Source organism: Pseudomonas corni, from assembly GCF_057128765.1.
Map to the genome: position 1 here is coordinate 121178 of NZ_JBSKHW010000011.1, position 22685 is coordinate 143862.

Consider the following 22685-nt stretch of genomic DNA (forward strand, 5'->3'; position numbering starts at 1 on the left):
TATGGCCGAAAACGAGAATGGTCAGGACAAAACAGAAGACCCCACGGACAAACGCAAGAAGGACTCCAGGGAAAAGGGCGAGATCGCCCGATCCAAGGAGCTCAATACCGTTGCGATCATGATCGTCGGTGCTGGCGGTCTGTTGGCGTTCGGCGGCTCCATGGCCGAAATGATGATGCAGTTGATGCGCGACAACTTCACCATTTCCCGCGAAGCCATTATGGACGAGCGCTCCATGAGCCTGATGCTGATGGCGTCGGGCAAGGCGGCTGTATTGTCGCTTCAACCGCTGTTGATCGCGCTGATGCTGGCCTCGATTATCGGCCCGATTTCATTGGGGGGCTGGCTGTTTGCAGCAGGCTCAATGGCACCCAAGTTCAGCCGCATGAACCCGGCGGCAGGCCTCAAGCGCATGTTCTCGGCCAAGGCGCTGATCGAACTGCTCAAGTCCCTGGCCAAGTTTCTGATCGTCCTCGCCGTGGCGATCGTGGTGTTGATGAAGGATAAGGACGATCTGGTGTCGATCGCCCACGAACCCATCGAGATGGCGGTGATTCACAGCTTGCAGATTGTGGGGTGGAGCACGCTGTGGATGGCGTTCGGGCTCATCATCATCGCGGCGGTGGATGCGCCGGTGCAATTGTGGGAGGCGCACAAAAAACTGTTGATGACCAAGCAGGAAGTGCGCGACGAGCACAAGGACAACGAGGGGCGGCCTGAAGTCAAACAGCGGATTCGCCAGTTGCAGCGCGACATGTCGCAGCGACGAATGATGTCGGCCATCCCCGACGCGGACGTGATCATCACCAACCCGACCCACTATGCCGTTGCGCTCAAATACGACGCGGAAAAGGGCGGGGCGCCAGTATTGCTGGCCAAGGGCAGCGACTTCCTGGCGTTGAAAATCCGTGAGATCGGCGGTCAGCACGGCATCCTGCTGCTGGAGTCTCCGGCGCTGGCGCGTTCGATCTATTACAGCACCGAACTGGACCAGGAAATCCCTGCCGGGCTGTACCTGGCCGTGGCGCAAGTACTGGCCTACGTGTACCAGATCCGCCAGTACCATGCAGGCCGTGGCAAGCGTCCGGGTCCGCTTGGGGACAATTTGCCGATTCCGCCGGATTTAAGGCGTGATGATTGACGTGTGTGGGGCCAGGTTCGGCGAGTTCTCTCCTCCGTAAGAGCGCGCTTGCCCGCGATAGATCTTTCAGGCGTTAGAGATATATCGCGCAGGCTGGCCTCATCGCGGGCAAGCGCGCTCCTACAGATGGGGCAAATAAGCAGGTTGTTGACCGGATGTCGCCGTAGTAGTCCCGATGTTTTTTGAGTAGCGCGATGTCGCTAAGAAAACCCTCGATAACCTCCAGATATATTCGATAAAAAATATAGGAGGCGACCACATGGATGATCGATGCTGCGAATACAAACACAGACAGCCATCTGGTTTCGATATATGGCATCAGGGTCTCCACTCATAAAAAATCTCGCCTACATGCGGCGTTATGACTGACTTGCGTCTGGCTTGCGTCGGCGAGCGCTAGCATTTCTGTTGGGGCGAGGCTTGTTCGAGAAGCTACGAGGGGGGTGTATCAGGCGGGCGGCATCCCATCTTCGCTACCCGGCGTCCCAATCGTGGCCTCGCATACGATCTGCACCCAAGTCGCGATCGAAGGTGTCTGGGCTATCGCGCGTGAAGATCAAAGGTGCTCTGCTGTACAGGTTCAGAACCGGAGAGCGGCCAGCGGAAATCAAAATTCCCCGGTAGAAAAATACAGGCCGAGTAGAACCAAGAGACTCGAAATTCCTGTAATTAGCACCCAACAAGCCAAGGATTTCGGCAGCTCGTTAATCTCCTTTAAATCAACCAGTCCGCGTCTGCTCCAGTGCTTGGAAAAAGCCAAGGCCATGAGAACCACGCTCAAGCGGTACATTCGTGCGGGCATGCTATCGCTTCCCCATTGTCGTTTTGCGTCCACAACGATTTTCGTTCGTGGTAGGCGTGCCTCTATTTCGTCGAGCTTGAATTTTGCGACGTAAAAAAGCGCTATTCCATTCAGCACCGTCGTAGCGCCGAGTATCAGGGAAGTCAAACCTTGGGTATCTATCCTCATTTCAGGCTCTCGTATAATTTCATCCCATCCTTTTCACCATGTGTACTTCCGGCTGTGCCTCCAAACCATGCTCCTCCGGCGCCTCCTACAATTGCGCATACCAGAGCGCCCCAGCCAGCTGTCGGAATACCCATTGCGAAGCACAACGATCCAACACCAGCACTTCCAATCACTCCGCCCGCTGCAGCTGCCGTCATTCCTTCAGCTAACTTCACACTTTCCACAAACTTAGCCCTCGTACACTGCTCCTCCCGCCCCAAAGAACACGCTTCCTGAATTTCCAATGCGCCCGAACCCACATCCAGCGCGACGCCAACATAAGTGCCTTTACTTAATACGTTGGCCATCTTCGATACACTCCTGACCGTATTTGCATAGCCCGCAACTTCTCCGGAATGCAGATAACTTTTACTGGAAATACCAAGCATGTTTTTTATCCCGCGATCATTCTTCAGGCCTGAACCAAAGCGACCCACCCCTTGCAGTTGGGTGTCCAGTTTTGAAAACAGTGGCCGACGCTGGGCAATGAACTGATCTTTCGGCAGCGCGCCGGATCGCCAGCGCTGATGCAGCGACTCGATGTCTTTGAGCGTGTTTTTGATTCCATCCAGATGCTTGCTCCAGGCTCCCGTGCCACTCCCTATGCCAATTGAGCCGTAGGTCATTAGGTTTTGCAGCAGATCAAAGTTTTGCGCCATGACTTCGTTGGCTGTTCGCCCGTTGGAGAGGATGCAGTGGCGCACATCGCCAGCGTAGGACATCAGGTGCCGCTCTTCCCAGGTCTGCGATCGCGTGGTGGCGTCGCCGACGATGACCAATTCGCCGGGCAGCACCAGTTGTCTGCGCAAATGCTGGTTGATCTGATCAAATTTCTGTCGAGCAGTGGCATCGGTCACGAGGCTGTCCCGGAGGGTTTCATAGCCTTGTAGTTTCGGATTGATGACAGTGTAGGGTTTGGACATGGACGCGACTTCCCTGATCGTTTCGATGAAGCCGAACCATAGGTTTACGTGAGAAGGGGTGTCATTAAACAAAGGGTTTAAAAGGATGAGTGCGTGAGATTTTCGGAAGCGGATTACAGGCCGGGAGCTGCTAGTCCTACAAACCCTGATCGTTCCTACGCTCCGCTTGGTAACGCTTGACCGACGCTTCGCGTCGAGCGACGTGGAGCGTCCGGGGCTACATTCCCACGGAAGCGTGAGGAACGAGCAGTGTTGCGTCGCAATCCCTGCCTTTGCCTTTGCCTTTGCCTTTGCCTTTGCCTTTGCCTTTGCCTTTGATCTCCATCCACGCCAGTCCAGACACCACCAATCGCGACTTGGGTGCAGGCCGAACGCAGGCGACGCGCAGTGGGCTGGCGGGCAGGGACGCCCGCCAAGCGCCGTCAGGGCATGGATGCCCGTTCGGCGCGGGCCCACGGAGCGTCGCCGGAGTGAGGGAACCCGACGGAGTCGGGCCAAACCGGGAGCAAATGGTTTTGGTTACTTTTCCCGAAAGAAAAGTGACCCGCCGTAAGGGCGGAACCATAACAACATCACACGCAAATAATGGATATACACACAATCCCGGTACACCCGACCCATCGTAATCGCAGCCTCCCGCTGGTCGTCAGCTCCTACAGAGGACCGCGTACCCCCAACCCCGCATTCGCAACTGTCGCAACCTCCGATTGCTCCCACAGGGGATCGCGTTCATCCAGCCCACTCGGCTATTTCCGGCTCGCCCCAAGACTTGGACCCCTTCTTGCAATATCTGCGTTAAGCCGCCCCAAGGCGTCAAAAGTTTGATTTAGCGCGCAGGTACAGAATCGGTGGATCGTTCTCAATTACTCAGCAGTGCCCGCAGCAACCTCTCCGGTCTAGGCCGGGGTCAGTTGGGCGTGCCGTTGTTGCTGTTGGTCATGCTGGCAATGATGATGTTGCCGATGCCGCCGTTCCTGCTGGACGTGTTCTTCACGTTCAACATCGCCTTGTCCATCGTCGTGCTGCTGGTCTGCGTGTACGCGCTGCGGCCGTTGGATTTCTCGGTGTTCCCGACCATCCTGCTGGTGGCGACGCTGTTGCGCCTGGCGCTGAACGTCGCGTCCACCCGCGTGGTCATGCTCCACGGTCAGGACGGCCATGCCGCCGCCGGTAAGGTGATTCAGGCCTTCGGTGAGGTAGTGATCGGCGGCAACTATGTGGTCGGTATCGTGGTGTTCGCGATCCTGATGATCATCAACTTCGTGGTAGTGACCAAGGGTGCCGGTCGTATCTCCGAAGTGAGCGCGCGTTTCACCCTCGATGCCATGCCCGGTAAACAGATGGCGATCGACGCCGACCTCAACGCCGGTCTGATCGATCAACCACAAGCCAAGGCCCGCCGTCTGGAAGTCGCTCAGGAAGCCGAGTTCTACGGTTCCATGGACGGTGCCAGCAAGTTCGTGCGCGGTGACGCCATTGCCGGTCTGTTGATCCTGTTCATCAACCTCATCGGCGGCATGCTCGTCGGTATCTTCCAGCACAACATGACCTTCGCCGACGCCGGCAAGGTCTACGCGCTGTTGACCATCGGTGACGGTTTGGTGGCGCAATTGCCATCACTGCTGCTGTCCACTGCCGCCGCGATCATGGTGACCCGAGCTTCCGGTTCGGAAGAAATGGGCAAGCTGATCAACCGCCAGATGTTCAGCACGCCCAAGGCGCTGGGTGTGTCGGCGGGCATCATGATTGTCATGGGCCTGGTGCCGGGCATGCCGCACTTCTCGTTCATCAGCCTTGGGCTGGTGGCGGCGGGTGGCGCATACCTGCTGTGGAAGAAGCAGGATCAGGTCAAGGTCATGGCTCTGCAGGAGGTCAAGCGCCAACAGGACCTGCTGCCGTCGCCAACCCGTTCGCAGGAATCCAAAGAGCTGGGCTGGGACGATGTCACGCCCATCGACATGATCGGCCTGGAAGTCGGTTATCGCCTGATTCCGCTAGTGGATCGTAATCAGGGTGGTCAACTGCTGGCGCGGATCAAGGGCGTGCGCAAGAAGCTCTCCCAGGAACTGGGCTTTCTGATGCCGACCGTACACATTCGCGACAACCTGGATCTGGCGCCCAGCGCCTATCGCCTGACGCTGATGGGCGTGACCCTGGCCGAAGCGGAGATCTATCCGGATCGCGAACTGGCGATCAATCCCGGTCAGGTGTTTGGCAGTCTCAACGGCATCAACGCCAAAGACCCGGCGTTTGGTCTGGAAGCGGTGTGGATCGAAGTCAGCCAGCGCGCCCAGGCGCAGTCGCTGGGATACACCGTGGTAGACGCCAGCACGGTAGTTGCCACGCACTTGAACCAGATTCTCTACAAGCACTCTCATGAGCTGATCGGGCACGAGGAAGTCCAGCAATTGATGCAATTGCTGGCCAAAGGCTCTCCCAAGCTGGCCGAAGAGTTGGTGCCCGGCATTCTGTCGCTCTCGGCGCTGCTCAAAGTATTGCAGGCGCTATTGGCCGAACAGGTGCCGGTGCGCGATATCCGCAGCATTGCCGAAGCCATCGCCAACAACGCTGCGCGGAGTCAAGATACCGCCGCATTGGTGGCGGCCGTACGGGTCGGTTTGTCCCGCGCAATCGTGCAAAGCATTGTAGGCATTGAGCCGGAGCTGCCTGTTATCACGCTCGAGCCAAGGTTGGAACAGATATTGCTAAATAGTCTGCAGAAGGCAGGGCAAGGTCAGGAAGAAGGCGTTCTGCTCGAACCGAGCATGGCTGAGAAGCTGCAACGCTCGTTGATCGAAGCAGCACAGCGTCAGGAGATGCAGGGCCAGCCGGTTATTTTGTTGGTTGCAGGTCCAGTTCGCGCCATGTTGTCGCGGTTTGGACGTCTGGCTGTACCGAACCTGCATGTGTTGGCGTATCAGGAAATTCCTGACAACAAGCAAGTCACCATCGTAGCGACTGTCGGGCCTAACGGCTGAGGTAGTGAGTCATGCAAGTTAAGCGTTTTTTCGCCGCCGACATGAGACAAGCCATGAAACTGGTTCGAGATGAATTGGGCGCCGAAGCGGCCATCATCGGTAACCGGCGGATCGCTGGCGGCGTGGAACTGACTGCCGCGCTCGACTACAAGCTGTCGGCGCTGGCGCCGCGTGTCCCCAACATTGAGCTCGAAGACGAACTGCGCAAGACGCAATCGCGCATCGTCTCCGCCCAGGCTGAACTTAGCACCCGAACCGAATCGGACACCTCGTCCAACCGCCAGCTGTTCACCGGCCTGCCGTCGAGCGATGACCAGAAGCACATCGAGCCGACGCTGGACGAACCGTTCCGCCCGTCGGTCCATGCAGCCGTCGCGGCGGACCGTGCCGAACGCGCAGCGCTGGCCGAACCTGCGATGGGCCAGCGGGCCTACGATTCGATGCGCTCGGAATTGAATGGCCTGCGCGAGCTGCTGGAAGTTCAGCTTGGCTCCCTGGCGTGGAACCAGCTGCAAGGCAGTCGTCCGTCCCAGGCCAATTTGTGGCGCCGCCTGCAACGCGTCGGCCTGTCGGGTCCGTTGTCTCGCGACTTGCTGGCGATGGTGCCGAATACCGATGATCAACAACACGCCTGGCGCATGCTGCTGGCCCATCTGGCGCGTATGATCGCAACGCCGGATGTCGAGCCGCTCGAAGAGGGCGGTGTGATTGCCATGGTCGGCCCTGCCGGCATGGGCAAAACCACTACGCTGGCCAAGCTTGCAGCGCGCTACGTACTCAAATACGGCGCGCAGAATATTGCGCTGGTGAGCATGGACAGTTTCCGGATCGGTGCTCAGGAACAACTGAAAACCCTGGGACGCATTTTGAATGTACCGGTGACCCACGTCGATCCGGGGCAATCCCTGGCTCAGGCGCTGGAACCGTTACTGCGCAAGCGCGTGGTGCTGATCGATACCGCAGGCCTTCAAGCCAGCGATCCGGCCCTGCGTATGCAGCTTGAAAGTCTGGCAGGGCGCGGCATCAAGTCGCGCAACTATCTGGTACTGGCGACAACCAGCCAGAAGCAGGTCCTGTCAGCGGCTTATCACAGTTACAAACGTTGCGGTCTGGCCGGGTGCATCCTGACCAAGCTGGACGAAACAGCCAGCCTCGGTGAGGTGTTGAGTCTGGCGATCAGTCACGAGCTGCCTGTGGCCTATCTTACCGATGGTCCACGGATACCGGATGATCTGCATTTGCCGCGTCGGCACCAGTTGGTGAGTCGAGCGGTCAGCGTGCAGATGCAGGAAGAGCCTAGCGAGGAAGCGATGGCTGATATGTTTGCGGATCTTTACCACAACCCAGGCAAGCGTGTGGGTTAGGTGAAGAATATGACACGGGAATATACCCACTTCGATGGTCTGCCAGGCATTGTTCAAACAACAAACGTGCAGCCCGACATGTGGCTTAGGTCTAAGCAAGACAAGGTAAACAATTAACATGGGCAGCATGCATCCCGTACAGGTTATCGCAGTGACCGGTGGCAAAGGTGGCGTAGGCAAGACGAACGTGTCAGTGAACCTTTCACTGGCGCTGGCCGAGCTTGGACGCCGCGTCATGTTGCTGGACGCCGATCTGGGTCTGGCCAACGTCGACGTGCTGCTGGGACTTACCCCGAAACGCACCCTGGCCGACGTCATCGAAGGTCGATGCGAGCTGCGTGACGTCCTGCTGCAAGGCCCGGGCGGCATTCGCATCGTGCCGGCAGCGTCCGGCACTCAGAGCATGGTTCATCTGACGCCCGCGCAGCATGCCGGTCTGATTCAGGCCTTCAGCGACATCGGCGACAACCTCGACGTGCTGGTGATCGACACCGCCGCCGGGATCGGTGAGTCAGTGGTGAGCTTCGTGCGCGCCGCTCAGGAAGTGTTGCTGGTGGTCTGCGACGAGCCGACTTCCATCACCGACGCCTACGCGCTGATCAAGCTGCTCAATCGCGATTACGGCATGAACCGTTTTCGGGTCCTGGCCAACATGGCCCAGAGCCCGCAGGAAGGGCGCAATCTTTTCGCCAAACTGACCAAGGTCACCGATCGTTTCCTGGACGTTGCCCTGCAGTACGTCGGCGCCGTGCCGTATGACGAATGCGTGCGCAAGGCCGTGCAGAAACAACGTGCGGTGTACGAGGCGTTTCCGCGTTCCAAATGCTCGCTGGCCTTCAAGGCCATCGCGCAGAAAGTGGACACCTGGCCGCTCCCGGCAAACCCGCGCGGACATCTGGAATTTTTCGTCGAACGTCTGGTGCATCACACCAGCGCAGGGCCCGTGTCATGACAGCAAGTGGGTATCGCATGTACAGCAAATCATCCCGTGATTCCCAATACGAGCTGATCGAGCGCTATGCGCCTCTGGTCAAGCGAATTGCCTACCACTTGCTGGCGCGTCTGCCAGCGAGCGTGCAGGTCGAGGATTTGATCCAGGCCGGCATGATTGGCTTGCTCGAAGTGTCGACCAAGTACGACTCCACCAAAGGCGCAAGTTTCGAGACCTACGCCGGGATTCGCATCCGTGGCGCGATGCTCGACGAGGTGCGCAAGGGTGATTGGGCGCCGCGTTCGGTGCATCGCAACACGCGCATGGTCAGTGACGCGATTCGCTCAATTGAAGCAAAAACCGGCCGTGACGCTAAAGATCACGAGGTTGCGGCCGAACTCCAATTGAGTCTCGATGATTACTACGGGATTTTGAACGATACCTTGGGCAGCCGACTGTTCAGTTTCGACGACCTGCTACAGGACGGCGAACATGAAGGGCTGCATGAGGACGGCGCAAGCCAGTCGCTCGAGCCGTCGCGTGACCTGGAAGATGAACGTTTCCAGAGCGCGTTGGCAGAGGCCATTGCCAATCTGCCAGAGCGTGAACGCCTGGTGTTGGCGCTGTACTACGACGAAGAGCTGAACCTCAAGGAAATCGGTGAGGTCCTGGGTGTCAGCGAATCGCGGGTCAGTCAGTTACACAGCCAGTGCGCAGCTCGTTTGCGAGGGCGTTTGGGAGAATGGCGAGCGCGTTGACAGGCAGCGCTGCGGACCCTGTTGGGGCTCGTGTTACCTGTAAAGCCGGCTGTGCAGAGCGTTCGTGGGAAACAAGAGAGACAAGGCTTGCGCCGGTCAGCGCAGACGCACCTCGCGTGCGTCGCGCCGTGGTTCATGCCTGTTGATTTGCCAAGCCCGTCGTCGTTTCGTGCAGCCCGGTCAGCGAGCTGTACCGGTTTTGATTGAACGCGCGTCCAGGTGCTGGACGCGTTAAAGACTGCTTGGAGGTCGAATTGGACAAGAACATGAAAATCCTCATCGTTGATGACTTCTCAACGATGCGGCGGATCATAAAAAACCTGTTGCGTGACCTTGGGTTCACCAACACGGCCGAAGCAGATGACGGCACAACCGCATTGCCGATGCTGCAAAGTGGCTCTTTTGACTTTCTGGTAACGGACTGGAACATGCCTGGCATGTCCGGCATCGACCTGTTGCGTCAAGTGCGTGCCGACGAGCGCCTGCGCAGCTTGCCGGTGTTGATGGTCACCGCTGAAGCCAAGCGTGAGCAGATCATCGAAGCCGCCCAGGCCGGGGTAAACGGCTACGTGGTCAAGCCTTTCACAGCGCAAGTGCTGAAAGAAAAAATCGAGAAGATATTCGAGCGCGTCAATAGCTGATGTTCGCTGCGAGGGCGCTATGGATTCCAAAGATTCGACAATGGGTGACTTTGAGTCGACCCTGAAGAAACACGCACAAGAGCTGGTCGCAAGCCTTGAAAAAGGTAAGTTCGGCGAAGCCGTGCAACTGATCCATGAGCTGAACCAGACCCGCGATCGCGGCCTGTATCAGGAAGTCGGCAAGCTGACGCGTGAGCTGCACAGCGCCATCGTCAACTTCCAGATCGACCCGACCATGCCCCAAGCCGAAGAAGTGTCGCAGATCACCGACGCCACTGAACGCTTGTCGTACGTGGTCCGGCTGACCGAAAACGCGGCCAACCGCACCATGGATCTGGTGGAGCAAAGCACCCCCTTGATGAACGGACTCACGGCCGACGCCAAAGCGTTAAGCGCCGATTGGGGCCGCTTCATGCGTCGCGAAATCGGTGCCGAGGAGTTTCGCGATCTGGCTAAACGTGTCGACGGTTTCCTGACACGCAGCGAGCAGGAAACCCACGAGGTTGCCGGCCACCTGAACAACATCTTGTTGGCTCAGGATTACCAGGACCTCACCGGTCAGGTGATCAAGCGCGTGACCCAGTTGGTGACCGAAGTCGAAAGCAATCTGCTCAAGCTGGTGCTCATGGCCAGCCAGGTCGACCGCTTTGCCGGCATCGAACACGACCAGGAATTGTTCCGTCAGCAAAAAGAACAAGAAAAACTTCATTCCAAGGGTGAAGGTCCGCAGATTCATGCCGATAAACGTGAAGACGTCGTATCCGGTCAGGATGATGTAGACGATCTGCTATCCAGCCTGGGTTTCTAGGTTCTGAGTCAGAAAGCGTTGTGAGCCTGTTGCCTGTTGATTGACCGCACGGCTCACCCGCTGACGACTTCGCGCATGACCTGGATCGGTTGACGGTTAATTTTAGGAGCACCCCCCCAATGAGCTTCGGCGCCGATGAAGAAATCCTTCAGGATTTTCTGGTTGAGGCCGGCGAGATTCTGGAGCAACTGTCCGAGCAACTGGTCGAGCTGGAAAGCCGACCGGATGACGCTGACTTGCTCAATGCAATTTTTCGCGGTTTTCACACTGTAAAAGGGGGCGCCGGCTTCCTCCAGCTCAACGAGCTGGTTGAATGCTGCCACATCGCGGAAAACGTCTTCGACATCCTGCGCAAAGGTGAGCGCCGGGTCGATTCCGAGCTCATGGACGTGGTGCTTGAAGCGCTGGATGCGGTCAATGCGATGTTTGGCGAAGTGCGCGAGCGCACCGACGTCACCCCAGCAACGCCTGAGCTGCTCGCCGCACTGGCGCGTCTGGCCGAACCTGCGTCTGCTGATCAAGTCGCGGCTGCACCGGTGGTGGCCGAGCCTGTGGCTGAAGCGTCCGATGACATCACTGACGACGAATTCGAACAACTGCTGGACTCGCTCAATGCGGTCAAGGCACAGGCTGCCGGCGGCAATGTGTCTGCGCCGATTGCTGCACCTGTCGCCCCTGCTGCGCCCGCCGCAACTGCCGCAGCTGCGAGCGACGACATCACCGACGCTGAATTTGAATCGCTGCTCGACCAGCTGCACGGCAAAGGTCAGTTCGCCGTAGACGCCGTTGCGGCCCCAGCGCCCGCTGCTGCGGTGGCCCCGGTCGCCAATACTTCGTCGGATGAAATCACCGACGACGAATTTGAAGCGTTGCTGGATCAGTTGCACGGCAAGGGTAGTTTTTCCGCCGAGCCCGTCGCGAGTGCCCCGGCGGCTGCGTCTGCACCCGCCACGCCTGTTGCCCCCGCTGCGCCTGTCGCTGCCAGTGGCAAGCCGTCGGACGAAATCACCGACAACGAATTCGAAGACTTGCTCGACCAACTGCACGGCAAAGGCAAGTTCGAGCCGGATGCCATCGTCAGTGCCCCAGCTCCCGTCAAGAAAGCTGAGCCTGCCAAGGTCGAACCGGCAAAAGCTGCTGCTCCCGTTGCCAGACCTGCTGTGGCACCGGCGAAAGCCGCCGCGCCGGTTGCCGAGAAGTCAGAGGCCGAAACCACCGTGCGCGTCGACACCGCGCGGCTGGACGAAATCATGAACATGGTCGGCGAACTGGTGCTGGTGCGTAACCGCCTGGTGCGCCTGGGTGCCAACAGCTCCGACGAAGCCATGTCCAAGGCCGTGTCCAATCTGGACGTGGTCACCGCTGATTTGCAGACCGCCGTGATGAAGACGCGGATGCAGCCGATCAAGAAAGTCTTCGGCCGCTTCCCGCGACTGGTTCGCGATCTGGCACGTCAGTTGAAGAAAGAAATCGCCCTGGAATTGGTGGGTGAAGAAACCGACCTGGACAAGAACCTGGTTGAAGCGCTGGCCGACCCGCTGGTCCACTTGGTGCGCAACGCCGTCGACCACGGTATCGAGTCGCCGGAGGAGCGCGAGGCGTCGGGCAAGCCCCGAGGCGGCCGCGTCATTCTTTCGGCCGAACAGGAAGGCGATCACATCCTGCTGTCGATTTCCGATGACGGCAAAGGCATGGACCCGGCTGTGCTGCGGGCCATTGCCGTCAAGCGCGGCGTGATGGACAAAGACGCTGCCGACCGCCTGAGCGACAGCGACTGCTACAACCTGATTTTCGCGCCGGGCTTCTCGACAAAGACCGAGATCTCCGACGTGTCGGGCCGTGGCGTGGGCATGGACGTGGTGAAAACCAAGATTGCCCAGCTCAACGGCTCGATCAACATCTACTCGACCAAGGGCCAGGGCTCGAAGATCGTGATCAAGGTGCCGTTGACCCTGGCGATCATGCCGACGCTGATGGTGATGCTGGGCAATCAGGCGTTCGCGTTCCCACTGGTCAACGTCAACGAAATCTTCCACCTGAACCTCTCGACCACCAACGTCGTCGACGGTCAGGAGGTGGTCATCGTCCGCGACAAGGCGCTGCCATTGTTCTACCTCAAGCGCTGGCTGGTCAGCTCTGCCGCTCACGAAGAGCAGCGCGAAGGGCATGTGGTGATCCTCTCGGTGGGTACGCAACGCATCGGCTTTGTCGTCGATCAGTTGGTGGGCCAGGAAGAGGTGGTCATCAAACCGCTGGGCAAGATGTTGCAGGGCACGCCGGGCATGTCGGGCGCCACCATTACCGGTGACGGACGCATCGCGTTGATCCTCGATGTACCGAGCATGCTCAAGCGTTACGCCACGCGGCGTATTTGATTCTGGGCGAACGGGCCTCTCAAAGGTCCGTGGGCTCTATGGAGTGTTTATGGCAGTCAAGGTTCTCGTCGTCGACGATTCAGGGTTTTTCCGTCGCCGTGTCTCGGAAATTCTCTCGTCGGATCCGACCATCCAAGTGGTCGGTACAGCGACTAACGGCAAGGAAGCCATCGAACAAGCCTTGGCGCTCAAGCCTGACGTGATCACCATGGATTACGAGATGCCAATGATGGACGGCATCACGGCGGTGCGTCACATCATGCAGCGCTGCCCGACACCGGTTCTGATGTTTTCCTCGCTGACTCACGAAGGGGCGCGCGTCACTCTTGATGCGCTGGACGCCGGTGCGGTGGATTTCCTGCCGAAAAACTTCGAAGACATCTCGCGCAACCCTGACAAGGTCAAGCAGATGCTCTGCGAAAAGGTCCATTCCATTTCGCGCAGCAATCGCCGCTTCGGCGGTTATTCCAGCACGCCAACACCGGCTGCCATGTCTGCGCCCGCGACGGCCTCGCCGTCAACGACCAGCTCGCTGCACAGCGCTCCCGCTACAACACGCCATGTGCCAACGCCTGCGCCACGTTCAACTGGCCACTCCGCCCATGGCGCATCGGCGCCTCACGCGCCGTCTTCGCCCGCACCTAAACGCAAGGCCTACAAGCTGGTTGCAATTGGCACCTCCACTGGCGGTCCGGTGGCGCTGCAGCGGGTGCTGACGCAACTGCCAGCGAACTTCCCGGCGCCCATTGTGCTGATCCAGCACATGCCGGCGGCATTTACCAAAGCGTTTGCCGAGCGTCTGGACAAGCTGTGCCGCATCAGCGTCAAGGAAGCCGAGGATGGCGACATCCTGCGTCCGGGCCTGGCTCTGCTGGCGCCGGGTGGCAAACAGATGATGGTGGACGGACGCGGCGCGGTGAAAATCCTGCCGGGTGACGAGCGCTTGAACTACAAGCCGTGCGTGGACATCACTTTCGGCTCTGCTGCCAAATCCTATGGCGATAAAGTGCTTGCGGTGGTGTTGACCGGCATGGGCGCAGACGGCCGCGAAGGCGCTCGTCTGCTCAAGCAGGGCGGCGCTCACATCTGGGCTCAAGACGAGGCCAGCTGCGTGATCTACGGCATGCCGATGGCCATCGTCAAAGCCGATCTGGCGGACGCGGTTTACAGCCTGGATGACATCGGTCGCCACCTGGTTGAGGCCTGCATCTGATGGACGTTTTAAGCCTGATCGGGATCATCCTCGCGTTCGTCGCCATCATCGGCGGCAACTTCCTGGAAGGCGGGCATCTGGGCGCGTTGCTCAATGGCCCGGCGGCCTTGATCGTGCTCGGTGGCACCTTGGCGGCTTGCCTGTTGCAGACGCCCATGAGCGCGTTCAAACGGGCGGTCCAGATTTTGATCTGGGTGCTTTTTCCGCCGCGCGTGGACATGGCCGGCGGCATTGATCGTGTCATCAACTGGAGCCTGACGGCGCGCAAGGAAGGCTTGCTGGGTCTGGAATCCATCGCCGATTCCGAACCCGACCCTTACTCGCGCAAAGGCCTGCAACTGTTGGTAGACGGCGCCGAGCCAGAAGCCATTCGCGGCATTCTGGAAGTGGACTTCATCACCCAGGAAACCCGCGATATCCAGGCCGCCAAAGTCTACGAAAGCATGGGCGGCTACGCGCCGACCGTGGGCATCATCGGCGCCGTCATGGGTCTGATCCATGTCATGGGCAACCTGGCCGATCCCAATCAACTGGGCAGCGGTATTGCCGTGGCATTCGTCGCCACTATTTACGGCGTGGCATCGGCCAACCTGATCCTGCTGCCGGTGGCCAACAAGCTCAAGGCCGTTGCGATTCGTCAGTCGCGCTATCGCGAAATGCTGCTCGAAGGCCTGCTGTCGATTGCCGAGGGTGAGAACCCGCGCTCCATCGAACTGAAGCTGCAAGGCTTCATGGAGTGATGGACTGACCATGGCCCGACGTCGGCGGCACGAAGAACACGAAAATCACGAACGCTGGCTGGTGTCCTACGCGGACTTCATCACCTTGCTGTTCGCGTTCTTTGTGGTGATGTACTCGATTTCGTCGCTCAACGAAGGCAAGTACAAAGTGCTGTCCGAAGCGCTGGTCGGGGTGTTCAACGAGCCTGAGCGCAGCGTCAAGCCTATCCCCATTGGCGAACAGAAACCCCAGACCGTCAGGCCCGCCGATCCTTTGGTGGTCGACAGCGAGCAGACCGACGCGGCACTGGGGCAGGCCGCGGACGATCCGTTGAAAAAAATGGCCGACGACGTCAACGCCGCGTTCGGCGATCTGATCGCCTCCAAACAGATGACCGTGCGTGGCAACGAGCTGTGGATCGAAATCGAGCTCAACTCCAACATGCTGTTCGGCAGTGGCGACGCGATGCCCAGCGACAAGGCCTTCGACCTGATCGACAGAGTGGCGAAAATCGTCAAGCCGTTCGACAACCCGATCCACGTCGAAGGCTTCACCGACGACCAGCCGATCAATACTTCGCAGTTCCCGAGCAACTGGGAGCTGTCGTCGGCCCGCTCATCAAGCATCGTGCGCATGCTCGCCATGGACGGGATCAACCCGGCGCGTCTGGCGTCAGTCGGTTACGGCGAGTTTCAGCCCTTGACCTCCAACGCGACCGCCGATGGAAGAGGGCGTAATCGTCGCGTGGTGCTGGTGATCTCACGCAATCTGGAGGTGCGCCGCAGCCTGACCGGTTCCGGCACCGCCGCCAACGCAAAACCCGATGCCGCATTGCGCCGGGCTGGCACACAAACTGCACCGGCACCAGCCAAGCCGCCGCAAGGCGTCAAATCTTCGTCATCCGCCCCATAATCAGTCTCGGTCGTGGTTTGACCGGCGGGAAAAACGAAACATGAGAGTGTGGGCAATCGCCAATCAGAAAGGGGGAGTCGGTAAGACCACCACCTCAATCGCCTTAGCCGGTCTGCTGGCTGATGCGGGCAAGCGCGTGGTCGTTGTCGATCTCGATCCCCATGGCTCGATGACCAGCTATTTCGGGCACAACCCCGACGAGCTAGAGCACAGTTGCTTCGATCTGTTTTTGCACAAGGGCGTGGTCCCGGACGGCCTGCCGGGTCAGTTGCTTCTGCCTACCAGCGACAGCCGTATTTCGCTGCTGCCGTCGAGTACCGCGCTGGCGACCCTTGAGCGTCAGTCGCCGGGGCAGAGTGGTCTGGGCCTGGTGGTTGCCAAAAGCCTGGCGCAGCTGTGGCAGGATTTCGATTACGCGATCATCGACAGTCCGCCGTTGCTGGGCGTACTGATGGTCAACGCCCTGGCCGCCAGCCAACAGTTGGCGGTGCCGGTGCAGACCGAGTTTCTGGCGGTGAAGGGCCTGGAGCGCATGGTCAATACACTGGCAATGATCAACCGCTCGCGCAAAGTGCCGCTGCCCTACACCATCGTTCCGACCTTGTTCGACCGCCGAACGCAGGCGTCCATGAGCACCTTGAAACTGCTGCGCGACAGCTTCCCCGAGAACGTCTGGAATGCCTATGTGCCCGTCGATACGCGCTTGCGTGACGCCAGCCGTGCCGGTGTGACCCCTTCGCAGTTCGACAACAAGAGCCGTGGCGTGATGGCCTATCGGGCGTTGCTCAAACATATGCTCACCGAGCAACTCGTCGGGCAGGTGGCTTGAAGTGGCCGCTGATCATTTATCGCTGCGCAACGTCATGCGCCATTCAAGTCAGCCGACCCTCCAGCCGATACAGCATTCAGGCGGCAATCGCGTTACTTATTTTCGGGCTCCACTATGAACCGCCCCCTGGACATTGCATCACGACCACAACTGGCGCTGCAGAACTACCTTGATGCGTTGCTTCAGGACGCGACCGAGGAACTGCTGGCAGAGCCTGTTGCCGTCGACGATTTTGAAGCGGCCGTGCGCGAAGAGCAGGCCCATGACGCCCGTTTGCGCGCGGTTGTAAAACCGGTGGCGGTGGCTATCTCGGCGGCAACGCCTGCTCCCGTGATGGCGGCGGCCTTGATGACTGACGCCGTTCGTCCTGCTCCGGTCGCTGTTCCGGCTTCGGTGGTCACTCGGACTGTTGAAGAAGCGCCGGTGATCATTAGCCCGGTCCTGCCGGTGATGGAAATACCCGCGCTGATCGAGCCGGTAGCGGATGTTCATCTGCCGTCCCAGCGCAACCCGACGCCTCCGCCTACTCCGGATGCACGCCCGGCGTGGGCCGCCGAGCCGTTTGAATGCCTGTTGTTCGACGTCGCTGGGCTGACATTGGCGGTGCCGCTGGTGTGCCTGGGGTCGATTTATCCGTTGGCCGGTCACGAGCTGACGCCATTGTTCGGGCAGCCGAACTGGTTCCTGGGGATTTTGCCCAGTCAGGCCGGCAACCTGAAGGTGCTGGACACGGCGCGCTGGATCATGCCGGATCGCTACCGCGACGATTTCCGTCAGGGACTGCAATACGTGATTTCGGTGCAGGGCTACGAATGGGGGCTGGCGGTGCATCAGGTCAGCCGTTCGTTGCGCCTGGACCCGAACGAGATCAAATGGCGCTCCCATCGCGGGCAGCGGCCATGGCTGGCGGGCACGGTGATTGAACACATGTGCGCGCTGCTGGATGTTTCCGAATTGGCCGAGCTGATCGCCAGTGGTGCGGTCAAGCAGATGCACACCATTAAGTAAACACAATCAAATACACACAGGCCGGCATGTTGAATGCCGTCCGCACCGCACAATACGCAAGGGGTTGGGGTTATGAATAAGTCGTCAGCACAGGGTTCCGAAGATCCGATTCTGCAGTGGGTCACCTTCCGCCTGGACAACGAGTCGTACGGCATCAACGTGATGCAGGTCCAGGAAGTGCTGCGTTACACCGAGATCGCACCGGTCCCGGGAGCGCCGAGTTACGTGCTGGGCATTATCAACCTGCGCGGTAACGTCGTGACGGTGATCGATACCCGTCAGCGCTTTGGTCTGCCGCCGGTTGAAGTCAGCGATAACACGCGTATCGTGATTATCGAGGCCGACAAGCAAGTGGTCGGGATCATGGTCGATAGCGTCGCTGAAGTGGTTTATCTGCGTCAGTCGGAAGTCGAAACCGCGCCAAACGTGGGCAACGACGAGTCGGCCAAATTCATCCAGGGCGTGTGCAACAAGAACGGCGAACTGCTGATCCTCGTCGAACTGGACAAAATGATGTCCGAAGAAGAGTGGTCCGAGCTGGAGAGCATCTGATTGATTCTTGAGGTTGCGGTAATTTTTCTGGCGGTGTTGTGGGTCGCGAGCGTCGTGATGTTCATGGCCCACACCAAACGCCAGCGCATATTGGCTACGCAGCAGCTCGAAGCCGATTCGCTGCGTGACCAACGCATCCGCGAATTGGCGCGACGCCTGGAAAACTACCAGGGTGGCACGGTCAGAATGGGTGAAGAACTCCACGAGCTGCGTGCCATCGTTGCGCCGTTGCCGGACAAAATCACTGTCCTCGAACAGCGCGATCCCTCTACTTTGTCCTTCGCCCAGGCCGCCCGCCTGGTCACCATGGGCGCCAGCATCGACGAACTCACCCAATCCTGCGGCCTGACCCAGGCCGAGGCGCAGTTGATGACTAAGGTGCATGGGAAGGGGTAATCGGTGGGAATGCATCCCTGGACGCTCCGCGTCCGATCCGAGCACTGGGATTGGGTGAATATCCGTTATCGCGGGTGTTGCTGATATCGGTTCCGCCCTCACGGCGGGTCACTTTTTTTTCGGAAAAAGTAACCAAAACCATTTGCTCCCGGTTTGGCCCGACTTCGTCGGGTTCCCTCACTCCGGCGACGCTCCGTGGGCACGCGCCGAACGGGCATCCATGCCCTGACGGCGCTTGGCGGGCGTCCTGCCGGCCAGCCCACTGCGCATCGCCTGCGTTCGGCCTGCACCCAGGTCGCGATTGGCAGTGTCTGGACTGGTGTGGACTAAGATCAAAAGCAAATAAGAAAGCTCGATCGTTCCTCACGCTCCGCGTGGGAATGATCAAAAGTGCTTAACGGCCGATTAGCCAGACGCTGATCTCAATGCCTACCTGTAGGAGCTGACGAGCAACGCGAGGCTGCGATGCGGAACATCTGACCCACCGCAATCCGTCGAGCGCGACCCCGGAGCCTTCGGCAGCTCCTGCAACTATGTTGTGTTGACCACCAGGCCCACACAAACCCGTGGGAGCGGACCTGTCCGTGAAGGGGTCGGTACAGCCGACGTATCTGTGGCGTCTGTTCCCCAGTCTCGCGGACAGGTCCGCTCCCACGGTTATTTGGTGAGTTGTGGCCGTCTCGCGAACAAGTTCACTCCTACAGAGAGCTGCATCGCTCACCCCGGCGTGATATCCCGCTCCACCGGCCCGGCGTTAGGGTCGAATCCCACCGGGAATTTGCCTTTGAGCTGCCAGGCGAACGCGATGATTTCGGCGATGGTCAGGTACAGGGCTTCGGGGATGCTGTCCCCCAGCTCCATGCGAGCCAGCAGTTTTACCAGTTCGGCGTTCTCGTAGATCGGGACTTTGTATTCCCGGGCGATGGCCAGGATCGCTTCGGCCAGGGCGTCGTCACCTTTGGCGGTCAGCGTTGGCGCTTGTTGGCCGTCGTAGTTGAGGGCGACGACCTGGCGGGGTGGGGCGTTAGGTGTACTCATCAGGCGTTCTCATCGACCCAGCGTTGTTCAAGCACGGTGCGCGTGCCTTGGGGCGGTACGCCGGGATTGCATGCCAAATCGCCGACGTTCAAACCGCAAGCCACCAGACGCGCTCTCAAATTCCCCAGTTCGCTGTCGATCAGCGCTGCACTGGTTTCGCGCTCGGCCCACATCTGGCTCGACAGACTGCCGCCCACCAGTTGCGCCTGAACCTGCAACGGCCCAAGCGGCTCAAGATCGAAGGCCAGCTCAACGCGCCAGAGTTTTTCTTTCTCTTTCGCCTCGCGCTCGTCCTTGGGGGACTCGCGTTCCGGGGTGTCTTCGCGCTGCACTTTTACCTGCAACGGCACGATGTCATGGGCGTTGCGCATCGGGATCTCCAACTGCCAAGTCGTGACCTGCGTGCCATCGGCGGTGGTGCGGGTCTGTTCCAACCCGCCCAGTTGATGACTTTGCAGGCGCGACACCGCCGCCGCTGCCAGTTTGAGCAGGGTTTCCAGATCGTCTTCGTTTTCCGGACTGCCCAGCGAACGGGCCGGCAATGGAAAGCTGGTGGGCGGTGTGCGTGCAGCGACCTGGCCCAGCATGCCCAGCGCGCTTCTGACCATGTTGGGCATCGCACGCGCCAGTGTGTTGGCGGCTGCGGCGGCGTTGTAATTCACGTTGTCTGGCAGCCCCGGCAGAATTTGCGAAATCAGCCGCAGCAGGTTGGCCTTGGTGTCAGGCACCAGCGTGGGGTTGAGCCCGGCCAGCAAGCGCGATTCCATGAACAAGCCACTGCCGTTGAGCGCCTGAGCCACCCCCTTGGGCGTGGTCATCTGCTGGACATCCGGCAAGTCGGCCAGCAGTTGGTCGATGCTCGCCCGCAGCGCCACGGGCATGTCGCTGGTCTGCGACAGATTCTGCAACGCCCCCAGCAAACCCTGCAGCGAGCCCTGACGGCTTTGCTGAGTGGACAACTGCTGCGCCAGCGCCAATTCATCGAAACGGTTGGGCAGGGCGACGAAATTCAGCGCCTGGCTGTTCTGCACCTGAGCGCTGAGCAGACTCCCCGCTCTGAGCGGCTGCGGGCTTTCGATGATCAGGTTGCTGCCCGCCAGCGCGCTGTTGAGCAAGGTAACGATCGAACGGTACGCCCCCGGCTGACCGGAATTGGCTGGCAGTGGCTGCCCGTTCAACGGATTAATGAGTTGCGTGGTCAGCACCTTGGCCTGCAGCAACGTGCCCACCGGCAGTTGTTGGGTATTGATCGTGGTCAGGCTGTTGGCAACGGATTTTTGCAGGTCAAGGGGGCTGATGGTCAGCGTGCCCGCCGAGCCCTGGGCGACGTTGACGCTGGTGCCCGGGGATAGCGGCAGCGTGCTGGTGACGGGAAACGTGGTCTGCCGGCCATTGTTCAACGTCAGTTTGAGCAACAGTTGAAAGTCCTGATCGAGCTGTTTGAGGCTCACAACCTCGGCGTCGGCCGTCTGTCCGGCAGGCAGCAGCCCATCGCGCGGCTGCAGCAATTGCAGCACTTGCGCCGGCGGCACACCGGCGCGCAACAAGGCCGTAGCAGCAGTCACCGGGGAGAGATTGGGAATATCGCCTGTCATCGAATACCGACCTGTGAAAAATTTGCCATCTTGGTGGCCGCAGATGGCATGTATAATCGCGCCGGCCGTCGCCAGCGCAGGCAATGTCAGCCTGCACCAGTATAACGGCCGCCCCGATGGCTACTTGAACCGCTGTTGAATACCCGCGATCAGAAAAGAAGGTCCGCATGCCGATCCCTGTCCTGGAAGCCTCGGCGCTTGCTTGCGAGCGCGACTGGCGAATGCTGTTCGAGAACCTCGAACTGCGGGTGACGGCGGGCGACATGCTCCAGATCAGTGGCCCCAACGGTAGCGGCAAAACCAGCCTTCTGCGCCTGTTGTCCGGCCTGATGCAGCCCACTTCGGGCGATGTGCTGTTCGACGGTCAACCGCTGACCCGGCAAAAAGCGCAATTGGCGCACAACCTGTTATGGATTGGCCACGCCGCTGGCATTAAGGATTTGCTCACCCCCGTTGAAAACCTCACCTGGCTGTGCGCGCTGCACACTGGCGCGGCCACCGAGGCCATCTGGCAAGCGCTCGATGCCGTGGGGTTGCGCGGCTTTGAAGACGTGCCGTGCCACACCCTGTCGGCAGGGCAGAAGCGTCGAGTCGCGTTGGCCCGCCTTTATTTGCCGGGACCGGCGCTGTGGATTCTCGACGAGCCCTTCACGGCCCTGGATAAACAAGGCGTCTCGCAACTGGAGCAGCATCTGGCTGAACACTGCGAACGAGGCGGAGCGGTGGTGCTCACCACCCATCACACATTGAGCCGCGTGCCCGCCCGTTACAAAGATATCGATCTGGGGCAATGGGCCGTATGAGTCATGTGTTTACCCTGCTGATCGCCCGCGAAGCGCGCTTGCTGTTTCGCCGTCCTGCCGAGCTGCTCAACCCCCTGGTGTTCTTCGCCATCGTGATCGCGCTGTTCCCGCTGGCGGTCGGCCCCGAGACCCAATTACTGAAAACCATCTCGCCGGGACTGGTCTGGGTCGCGGCCCTGCTGTCCGTGCTGTTGTCGCTCGATGGGCTGTTTCGCAGTGATTTCGAAGACGGTTCACTTGAACAGTGGGTGCTTTCGTCGCACCCTCTGGCGCTGCTGGTGCTGGCAAAAGTGCTGGCACACTGGGCGTTTTCCGGTCTGGCGCTGGTGTTGCTGGCCCCGGTGCTGGCGCTGATGCTCGGCTTGCCGACTGAGTGCCTGCCGGTGCTGTTGCTCTCGTTGCTGCTGGGCACGCCAGTGCTGAGCTTGCTCGGCGCGGTCGGCGCAGCGCTGACGGTCGGGCTCAAGCGTGGCGGCCTGTTGCTGGCGCTGGTGATTTTGCCGCTGTACATCCCCGTCCTGATTCTGGGCAGCGGCGCCTTGCAGGCCGCCCTTCAAGGCATGCCCGCGACCGGTTATCTGCTTTGGCTTGGCAGCCTGACGGCACTGGCGGTAACCCTGACACCTTTTGCAATTGCTGCTGGCCTGAAGATCAGCGTCGGCGAATAATCGGGCTTTGACTGAGCGGACAA

22 protein-coding genes are annotated in these 22685 nt (G+C 59.8%); 18 read left to right on the forward strand and 4 right to left on the reverse strand.

The features are described 5' to 3' along the window. The first annotated feature begins 1 nt into the window (after position 1). Positions 2–1141 (forward strand): flagellar biosynthesis protein FlhB, encoded by a 1140-nt coding sequence (gene flhB / locus ACWKV9_RS17780; RefSeq protein ID WP_483837446.1) that lies wholly within the window; start codon positions 2–4, stop codon positions 1139–1141. Between the two features lie 607 nt (positions 1142–1748). On the opposite strand, the gene ACWKV9_RS17785 is transcribed toward flhB, so the two are convergent. Both ACWKV9_RS17785 and ACWKV9_RS17790 read right to left on the reverse strand, forming a co-directional pair. Next, a complete protein-coding gene (locus ACWKV9_RS17785) occupies positions 1749–2111 on the reverse strand; it encodes a hypothetical protein (RefSeq protein WP_483837447.1) in 363 nt (120 codons plus the stop codon). Beyond that, the gene (locus ACWKV9_RS17790) at positions 2108–3073 is read right to left on the reverse strand and encodes a hypothetical protein (RefSeq protein WP_483837448.1); all 966 of its coding nucleotides are present in this window, start codon (positions 3071–3073) and stop codon (positions 2108–2110) included. The genes ACWKV9_RS17785 and ACWKV9_RS17790 overlap by 4 nt, the downstream gene beginning before the upstream one ends. 848 nt (positions 3074–3921) lie before the next feature. On the opposite strand from ACWKV9_RS17790, the gene flhA reads away from it, so the two are divergent. The 15 genes from flhA to ACWKV9_RS17865 all read left to right on the forward strand — a co-directional run bounded on the left by flhA (position 3922) and on the right by ACWKV9_RS17865 (position 18888). Beyond that, on the forward strand, positions 3922–6051 hold the full coding sequence (flhA, locus tag ACWKV9_RS17795) for a flagellar biosynthesis protein FlhA (protein WP_483837449.1): 2130 nt from the start codon (positions 3922–3924) through the stop codon (positions 6049–6051). A gap of 11 nt (positions 6052–6062) precedes the next feature. Further along, positions 6063–7415 carry a flagellar biosynthesis GTPase FlhF gene (gene flhF, locus ACWKV9_RS17800; protein ID WP_483837450.1) on the forward strand — a complete coding sequence of 451 codons (1353 nt, stop codon included), beginning with the start codon at positions 6063–6065 and terminating at the stop codon, positions 7413–7415. A 118-nt stretch (positions 7416–7533) separates the two neighbouring features. Next, positions 7534–8367 (forward strand): flagellar synthesis regulator FleN, encoded by an 834-nt coding sequence (fleN, locus tag ACWKV9_RS17805; RefSeq protein ID WP_483837451.1) that lies wholly within the window; start codon positions 7534–7536, stop codon positions 8365–8367. Then, on the forward strand, positions 8364–9104 hold the full coding sequence (gene fliA / locus ACWKV9_RS17810) for an RNA polymerase sigma factor FliA (protein WP_349798962.1): 741 nt from the start codon (positions 8364–8366) through the stop codon (positions 9102–9104). The genes fleN and fliA overlap by 4 nt, the downstream gene beginning before the upstream one ends. Positions 9105–9370: 266 nt before the next feature. Beyond that, the gene (locus ACWKV9_RS17815) at positions 9371–9745 is read left to right on the forward strand and encodes a chemotaxis response regulator CheY (RefSeq protein WP_483837452.1); all 375 of its coding nucleotides are present in this window, start codon (positions 9371–9373) and stop codon (positions 9743–9745) included. 19 nt (positions 9746–9764) lie between these two features. After that, positions 9765–10553 (forward strand): protein phosphatase CheZ, encoded by a 789-nt coding sequence (locus ACWKV9_RS17820; protein WP_483837453.1) that lies wholly within the window; start codon positions 9765–9767, stop codon positions 10551–10553. A gap of 119 nt (positions 10554–10672) precedes the next feature. Then, a complete protein-coding gene (locus tag ACWKV9_RS17825; protein ID WP_483837454.1) occupies positions 10673–12928 on the forward strand; it encodes a chemotaxis protein CheA in 2256 nt (751 codons plus the stop codon). 49 nt (positions 12929–12977) lie between these two features. Then, positions 12978–14141, forward strand: a complete 1164-nt coding sequence (locus tag ACWKV9_RS17830) for a protein-glutamate methylesterase/protein-glutamine glutaminase (RefSeq protein ID WP_483837455.1) — start codon at positions 12978–12980, stop codon at positions 14139–14141. Beyond that, positions 14141–14881 (forward strand): flagellar motor protein, encoded by a 741-nt coding sequence (locus tag ACWKV9_RS17835; protein WP_483837456.1) that lies wholly within the window; start codon positions 14141–14143, stop codon positions 14879–14881. Before ACWKV9_RS17830 ends, ACWKV9_RS17835 begins: the two co-directional genes overlap by 1 nt. A gap of 10 nt (positions 14882–14891) precedes the next feature. Further along, a complete protein-coding gene (gene motD, locus ACWKV9_RS17840; RefSeq protein WP_483837457.1) occupies positions 14892–15773 on the forward strand; it encodes a flagellar motor protein MotD in 882 nt (293 codons plus the stop codon). 40 nt (positions 15774–15813) lie between these two features. Beyond that, a complete protein-coding gene (locus ACWKV9_RS17845; RefSeq protein WP_483837458.1) occupies positions 15814–16602 on the forward strand; it encodes a ParA family protein in 789 nt (262 codons plus the stop codon). A 114-nt stretch (positions 16603–16716) separates the two neighbouring features. Beyond that, positions 16717–17610, forward strand: a complete 894-nt coding sequence (locus ACWKV9_RS17850) for a CheW domain-containing protein (protein ID WP_483837459.1) — start codon at positions 16717–16719, stop codon at positions 17608–17610. A gap of 72 nt (positions 17611–17682) precedes the next feature. Further along, complete coding sequence (locus ACWKV9_RS17855) at positions 17683–18162, forward strand: chemotaxis protein CheW (protein ID WP_349798945.1); 480 nt, start codon at positions 17683–17685, stop codon at positions 18160–18162. Beyond that, positions 18163–18558, forward strand: a complete 396-nt coding sequence (locus ACWKV9_RS17860) for a DUF2802 domain-containing protein (protein WP_483837460.1) — start codon at positions 18163–18165, stop codon at positions 18556–18558. It begins immediately after the preceding gene. A 195-nt stretch (positions 18559–18753) separates the two neighbouring features. After that, positions 18754–18888, forward strand: coding sequence for a hypothetical protein (locus ACWKV9_RS17865; RefSeq protein ID WP_483837461.1), 135 nt, complete (start codon positions 18754–18756; stop codon positions 18886–18888). A 387-nt stretch (positions 18889–19275) separates the two neighbouring features. Here ACWKV9_RS17865 and ACWKV9_RS17870 read toward each other — a convergent pair whose 3' ends face one another. Further along, positions 19276–19596, reverse strand: a complete 321-nt coding sequence (locus ACWKV9_RS17870) for an EscU/YscU/HrcU family type III secretion system export apparatus switch protein (protein WP_483837462.1) — start codon at positions 19594–19596, stop codon at positions 19276–19278. Further along, positions 19596–21191 (reverse strand): flagellar hook-length control protein FliK, encoded by a 1596-nt coding sequence (fliK, locus tag ACWKV9_RS17875; protein ID WP_483837463.1) that lies wholly within the window; start codon positions 21189–21191, stop codon positions 19596–19598. Before fliK ends, ACWKV9_RS17870 begins: the two co-directional genes overlap by 1 nt. 167 nt (positions 21192–21358) lie before the next feature. Here fliK and ccmA point away from each other — a divergent pair, with 167 nt between their 5' ends. Both ccmA and ccmB read left to right on the forward strand, forming a co-directional pair. Then, positions 21359–21994, forward strand: coding sequence for a cytochrome c biogenesis heme-transporting ATPase CcmA (gene ccmA, locus ACWKV9_RS17880; protein WP_483837464.1), 636 nt, complete (start codon positions 21359–21361; stop codon positions 21992–21994). Continuing rightward, entirely contained in the window at positions 21991–22662 is a 672-nt protein-coding gene (gene ccmB, locus ACWKV9_RS17885; RefSeq protein WP_483837543.1) for a heme exporter protein CcmB, read from the forward strand. The genes ccmA and ccmB overlap by 4 nt, the downstream gene beginning before the upstream one ends. Positions 22663–22685 lie beyond the last annotated feature (23 nt).

Bases quoted from the DNA above. Each gene is read 5' to 3' on its own strand.
- flhF (WP_483837450.1), top strand. From the start codon at position 6,063: ATGCAAGTTAAGCGTTTTTTCGCCGCCGACATGAGACAAGCCATGAAA.
- ACWKV9_RS17825 (WP_483837454.1), top strand. From the start codon at position 10,673: ATGAGCTTCGGCGCCGATGAAGAAATCCTTCAGGATTTTCTGGTTGAG.
- ACWKV9_RS17815 (WP_483837452.1), top strand. From the start codon at position 9,371: ATGAAAATCCTCATCGTTGATGACTTCTCAACGATGCGGCGGATCATA.
- fliK (WP_483837463.1), bottom strand. From the start codon at position 21,191: ATGACAGGCGATATTCCCAATCTCTCCCCGGTGACTGCTGCTACGGCC.
- ACWKV9_RS17835 (WP_483837456.1), top strand. From the start codon at position 14,141: ATGGACGTTTTAAGCCTGATCGGGATCATCCTCGCGTTCGTCGCCATC.
- ACWKV9_RS17790 (WP_483837448.1), bottom strand. From the start codon at position 3,073: ATGTCCAAACCCTACACTGTCATCAATCCGAAACTACAAGGCTATGAA.
- ccmA (WP_483837464.1), top strand. From the start codon at position 21,359: ATGCCGATCCCTGTCCTGGAAGCCTCGGCGCTTGCTTGCGAGCGCGAC.
- motD (WP_483837457.1), top strand. From the start codon at position 14,892: ATGGCCCGACGTCGGCGGCACGAAGAACACGAAAATCACGAACGCTGG.
- flhB (WP_483837446.1), top strand. From the start codon at position 2: ATGGCCGAAAACGAGAATGGTCAGGACAAAACAGAAGACCCCACGGAC.
- ACWKV9_RS17830 (WP_483837455.1), top strand. From the start codon at position 12,978: ATGGCAGTCAAGGTTCTCGTCGTCGACGATTCAGGGTTTTTCCGTCGC.
- ACWKV9_RS17855 (WP_349798945.1), top strand. From the start codon at position 17,683: ATGAATAAGTCGTCAGCACAGGGTTCCGAAGATCCGATTCTGCAGTGG.
- ACWKV9_RS17845 (WP_483837458.1), top strand. From the start codon at position 15,814: ATGAGAGTGTGGGCAATCGCCAATCAGAAAGGGGGAGTCGGTAAGACC.
- fliA (WP_349798962.1), top strand. From the start codon at position 8,364: ATGACAGCAAGTGGGTATCGCATGTACAGCAAATCATCCCGTGATTCC.
- ccmB (WP_483837543.1), top strand. From the start codon at position 21,991: ATGAGTCATGTGTTTACCCTGCTGATCGCCCGCGAAGCGCGCTTGCTG.
- ACWKV9_RS17785 (WP_483837447.1), bottom strand. From the start codon at position 2,111: ATGAGGATAGATACCCAAGGTTTGACTTCCCTGATACTCGGCGCTACG.
- ACWKV9_RS17850 (WP_483837459.1), top strand. From the start codon at position 16,717: ATGAACCGCCCCCTGGACATTGCATCACGACCACAACTGGCGCTGCAG.
- ACWKV9_RS17870 (WP_483837462.1), bottom strand. From the start codon at position 19,596: ATGAGTACACCTAACGCCCCACCCCGCCAGGTCGTCGCCCTCAACTAC.
- ACWKV9_RS17820 (WP_483837453.1), top strand. From the start codon at position 9,765: ATGGATTCCAAAGATTCGACAATGGGTGACTTTGAGTCGACCCTGAAG.
- fleN (WP_483837451.1), top strand. From the start codon at position 7,534: ATGGGCAGCATGCATCCCGTACAGGTTATCGCAGTGACCGGTGGCAAA.